Source organism: Flavobacterium sp. FG19 (assembly GCF_057809475.1).
In genome coordinates, this window is the sequence record NZ_JBMDKA010000068.1 from 1 (window position 1) to 2,643 (window position 2,643).

Annotated in this window: 2 protein-coding genes; both read right to left on the reverse strand. The window is 35.6% G+C overall.

The genetic code is table 11. The annotated features are described in order from the left end of the window. Window positions 1-160 precede the first annotated feature (160 nt). Complete coding sequence (istB, locus tag ACODST_RS27680) at window positions 161-898, reverse strand: IS21-like element helper ATPase IstB (protein WP_056251131.1); 738 nt, start codon at window positions 896-898, stop codon at window positions 161-163. A gap of 16 nt (window positions 899-914) precedes the next feature. Next, window positions 915-2,462, reverse strand: coding sequence for an IS21 family transposase (gene istA, locus ACODST_RS27685; protein WP_488935327.1), 1,548 nt, complete (start codon window positions 2,460-2,462; stop codon window positions 915-917). Window positions 2,463-2,643: the final 181 nt, after the last annotated feature.

Here is a 2,643-nt window from a genome sequence, read left to right on the forward strand (position 1 = left end):
TGCAAATTCCGGTGATATTGATCACCCCATTCCAATTTAAAGTGAGCACCTGATTCCAGTTCAAAATGACCACCTAATTCCGGAGCAAAATGACCACCTCCGTTTTGATTAAAAACTATATTTTTTCATCTGTTAATTAGTATTCAAATATAATAAAATATCACTCTTTGTTTATTCCTCTTTTCTTTCTCATCGATTCTCCATGTAATTCAAGCCTGTGAGATTGGTGTATCAGTCTGTCTAATATTGCATCGGCTATCGTTTTTTCTCCAATGATATCATACCAGCCCTGAACTGGGATTTGTGATGTCACGATTATAGAGCCGTTATTATGCCTGTCCTCTATGATCTCTAAAAGAGTAATTCGGTTATGGCTGTCAAGTGCCTGGAGTCCAAAATCATCAAGTATTATAACATCCTGTCTTTGTATTTTGGTAAGTTCCCGCAGATAAGTACCATCTGCTTTAGCCATTTTTAGTCTAGCGAATAATTTTGAGGTATTAAAATAACTTACCTTAAAACCTTGTATACAGGCTTGATAACCTAATGCGGTACCTAAATAACTTTTACCAACCCCGGTACTTCCAGTGATTAAGATGTTTTCGTTTTTCTCTATAAATTCGCATTCTGCCAGACGCAGTACCATGTTTCGGTCCAGATTACGTGATACATCAAAATTGATACTTTCAATATTTGATTTGTAATGGAATTTGGCATTAGTGATACTTCGTTCAATACGACGATTGTACCTTTCATCCCATTCTGCATCAATAATCATCGATACAAACTGGTCAAGGGTATAATGATCTGTTTTTCCGCTTTCAATGGCTGTTTTAAAAGCATTAAACATGCCATAAAGCTTCATCTGTTTCATTTTGGTAACTGTGGATTCATTCATTTTTTCAAGATTTAATTTAGTTATAATAGTGTTTTCCTCTTATGTTACTGTGATTGGGAAGTTCCTGCTCAGGTTCTTGATCAAAATCAATATGATCCAAGTTGTTTTCTAAAATATTTTGTATGGTCTTAAAATTGTAAATTTTAAAATCAAGTGCCCGCCTGCAGGCATTTATTAATCGCTGTCTACCTACCTTTTTTTCAAAATTCAGTATTCCTAAACAACTTTTATAAGCCTGTTCTGGATGATTTCTGCTTTCGATTATCTGCATTATATATTCTCCTACTGACTCATCAATATTATTAGCCCATTCAATGAAGCGGGCTGCACTCCATTGGGCTACAAATTGATGTGTACTGGCTAAATGCTCAGGGGTTGTTGTATAGACATAAGGTTTGTAGTTTCTTGGATGTACAGCTATTCGATTGTATTTATAATAAATCTCTACCGTTGATTTGGTATATAACAGCTTTGCTTTCTTTTTTACATATTGATACGGAACGCTGTAATAGTTTTTGTCCTGGCTTAATTGAACATGACCGTTTTGCATTACTGTTGCAAAAGATTGGTATTTAATTTCAAAACGATCTTGTGGCAGTGGACGCAGTTTTTCTTTCTCGTCTTCTAAAAATAATTCAAAGCGGGAATAAGGGCGTCCTGTTAGTTTTCTGTTATTATGAGAGTCAAGTAAATCCCAGATCTGCTGATTTAATTCTTCCAGAGAAAAGAACTTGGTTTCTTTTATGGTTACATAAATCCTTCGATATAATATCTTAACAGCTCCTTCAACTAATGATTTGTCTCTGGGCCTGTAAGCTCTGGCAGGCAGGATTGTAGTTTCGTAGTGTTCTGCTAAATCAGCCAGGGTTTCATTGATTGTCGGTTCAAAACGACTGCTTTTTATTACTGCAGATTTTAAATTATCCGGAACAATGGCAGCAGGAGTACCTTCAAAAAAGCGCATGGCATTCTCTACTGAGTCAACAAAGTTTTCCTTTTGCTGGCTCATGGAAGCTTCAGCATACGTGTATTGGCTAGCGCCTAATATTGCTACAAAAAATTGTACTTCTTTGACTTCTCCGGTATCTATATCAATAATTGAGAGTGTCTTTCCGGCATAATCAACATACATTTTATCACCAGCCTTATGGTTCATATGCATGACCGGATTAACTCGTTTGCCCCATATATTGTAGTGATAATGAAATTGTGAAGTTCGATAACCATCAGGATTTACAGCGATATATTGTTCCCACATATGCTGTACGGTAACGCCAACTTTTTTTAGTTCGCGTTCCATTTTAGGAAAAAAATCATAAAGTGTCTGTAATCTAGGGCTAATGGCCTCTACACTAGTCTGGGAGAATAAAAGTTCCAGCTCTGCATCGGTTTTTTGGTCGATTAATTCAAAGCTCAATCCGAGAACTTCAAATAAAGAAATATATTTCTTTACCGTATTTCTTGAAAGGGATAAGTAGCTACTTATAAATAACTTACTCTTTCCATTACAATAGAATTTAATTACTTTTCTAATTTTACTCATGTCTGTTATTTTGTTTGCCATAATCCGTATATTTTTAACGAATGTATGGTTCTAACAACATGAAAAAATCAATAGTTTTTAATCCTTAATTAACCACAAAACTTGGTGGTCAATTTGCTCCGGAATCAGGTGGTCAGTTTGCTCCGGAACGGGTGGTCAATTTACTCCGGAATTAGGTGGTCAAATTGACCGGTTTTTCCAC